Consider the following 2,108-nt stretch of genomic DNA (forward strand, 5'->3'; position numbering starts at 1 on the left):
ATCACACACTTATCAACCGATGTGCATAAACAACTGCTTTTTTTGAAATAGAATGACTAAAAATAAAAAATTGTGGATAAAATAAATCAAATTGTTAACAACCACTAAACATCCGCTGAATAGTTACGGAAGAACAGAAAACATCCAATATTGGGCTGGACGCCAAGATATTAGACAATAAAATTTCTATGACACTAGAAGTTTACAGAAAAGTAACTGAAGACCTATTATTGTCTCCCGAAATTTCTGGAGTTACAGGAGCGTATTCTCCTGGAAATTACGGAGGTAGTCGATACAGACCTACTGTAAATGCAGGAAATGTTGAAAATAAAGGGCTTGAATTTCAAATATCTTATAATGATAATTTCTCCAAAAATTTTAGTTTTAATACAAGCTTTAATGTTTCTACAGTAGAAAACAAAGTATTGTTTGTTGCTAGTGAAAACGGTTTTGAACAAGGTGGTAGTTTTGGTATTACCGGAAGTTTTCCCTCAAGAATGGAAGCGGGTTTACCTTTAGGTTATTTTTATGGATATAGAGTACTTGGCGTTTTTCAATCTAATGAAGAGGTAACTGCTAGCGCTATTACAAATGAACATACTAGTATGGGTGATCTTAAATTTGCAGATTTAAGTGGACCAGATGGAACTTCAGACGGTGTAATAGATGAGTATGATCGGACTTATTTGGGAGATCCAATTCCAGATGTAACCTTAGGATTTAATATTGGATTTAATTATAAAAATATTGATTTTAGTACATCACTTTATGCATCTATAGGGAATGATATGATCAGAGATTACGAACATCGTGATGAGCCATTGACTAATAGAGGTGCTTTTTTATTAGATAGATGGAGTCTTACAAATCAAGAAAGTTTAAATCCAAAAGTAAGTTTAGTGCAAACGCCTAGTACTAGAAACTTTTCAGATTATTTTGTTGAAGATGCTTCTTATTTGAGAATTCAAAATATACAAATAGGATATTTTTTTGCGCAAGATTGGGTTCGTAATACTGGTATAGATAAACTGAGAGTATATGCTACAATGAATAACTTATATACGTTTACAAATTACTCCGGATTTGACCCTTCTGCAAGTAGTGGAAATCCAATAGGTGCAGGAATAGATAAAGGTTTTTATCCTCTCGCAAGAACCTGTATGCTAGGGTTAAACTTGAAGTTTTAATTAAATTTAAGTGCTAAAGTAGCTCGCTTGAACTCTCTTCAAAATAGTTGAAAGACCAGCAAATACGCCTTCACCTATAAAAATAATTGAAAGGCAAAAACTAAAAAAAATAGAAATGAAAGTATATAAATTTAAAATAATCATAACTCTTTTCTCCGTGTTCTTCATTTATGTGGCGTGTAGTGATGATTTTGTCGAGATAACACCAAAATTCGCAAATGCTGATTCTTTTTTTAATAAACAAGAAGATTTTGAGAGAACATTGATAGGCGCATACGATGCATTACAGCCAATGTTCTGGAATGTAATGTTAGCTGAAATAGCATCTGACAACACTGTGGCTGGTGGTGATCCCTCAAAAATTGATGGACCTGATACACATAGTATTGACAATATGGAGCCAAATGATAGGAATCTACTGTTAAGAAACATCTGGCAATGGTCTTATGTGGGCTTAAATAGAGCAAATTATATTCTTGAATTTCAAAACAATATTGAATTTGAAGGAAAAGAAAATATTATAGGACAAGCTTATTTTTTAAGAGCATATTTTACGTTTGAACTTATAAAGTGGTTTGGAAATATTCCCCTTATTACAGATATAGATTCTGGTAAGTTATTAATTTTAAATCGTAGAATTAAACCAGGTGATGAATATACTATGAATAGAATTAAAGATATTCCTACTGGCTATTCTTTGATTGAAGCAGATTTAATTGAAGCGATTAAAAGAGTAGACGAAACACAAAATTATGAATATGAAATAGGAAAAGGTGCTGCTCAACAGGGCAAACTCATACTTTGACACTAAGTACTTTTAATAAATATTTTTCATTCCAAGCAGCTTTAAGTCTTTTACCAGGAATTCCCTGTTTTTCTGATGTTTCATTTCTTAATAAGTTCAGAGCTATTTTTAAAAGA

General features: G+C 31.9%; 2 protein-coding genes. Both read left to right on the forward strand.

Translation table 11 applies throughout. From position 1 onward, the window contains the following. Window positions 1-188: 188 nt before the first annotated feature. Window positions 189-1,187: a hypothetical protein gene (locus ES044_RS18120; protein ID WP_147120763.1), complete on the forward strand. Its 999-nt coding sequence runs from the start codon at window positions 189-191 to the stop codon at window positions 1,185-1,187. A gap of 157 nt (window positions 1,188-1,344) precedes the next feature. Next, window positions 1,345-1,992 (forward strand): RagB/SusD family nutrient uptake outer membrane protein, encoded by a 648-nt coding sequence (locus tag ES044_RS18125; protein ID WP_189663359.1) that lies wholly within the window; start codon window positions 1,345-1,347, stop codon window positions 1,990-1,992. The last annotated feature ends 116 nt before the right edge of the window (window positions 1,993-2,108 follow it).

The sequence above is a fragment of the Polaribacter sp. IC066 genome, from assembly GCF_007997085.1.
In the GTDB taxonomy this organism is placed as follows: domain Bacteria; phylum Bacteroidota; class Bacteroidia; order Flavobacteriales; family Flavobacteriaceae; genus Polaribacter.

Coding starts and splice junctions, on each gene's coding strand:
- ES044_RS18120 (WP_147120763.1), top strand. CDS start 189: ATGACACTAGAAGTTTACAGAAAAGTAACTGAAGACCTATTATTGTCT.